At 28.4% G+C, this 345-nt stretch carries 1 protein-coding gene; it reads right to left on the reverse strand.

Annotated features, from left to right (window positions below; genetic code table 11):
- Nucleotides 1-103: 103 nt before the first annotated feature.
- A partial coding sequence (locus AC4IF5_RS20430; protein WP_490737796.1) for a hypothetical protein occupies nt 104-345 on the reverse strand: 242 nt, incomplete at its 5' end.

Here is a 345-nt window from a genome sequence, read left to right on the forward strand (position 1 = left end):
TTGGATAGATTGGGTTAATTCTTCTTTATAACTCTTAGTTTCATCTTTTTTACAAGAAAAAATAATGAATAAAATTAATGTGCAAATTATTTTAGTTCTCATATTATCTTGGTGTTATTCTTTTTAATATAGAATCAGCTTGACTACCAAATTTAACACCATCAGCATTAAATCTATTAATCATTGAATCCTTTTGACTTCTTGACATATTAGTTTTATAAATATCCTGAGTTTTAACTCCGACACCAGTTATTCTATCTCCTTCTCCTCTATAAATATTAAGACCAACTGCTTGGGGACCATAATGGCTAAATGTATCCAATTTTGAAGGACTTGAAACTGATG

It is taken from the genome of Chryseobacterium sp. UF-290, assembly GCF_058245615.1.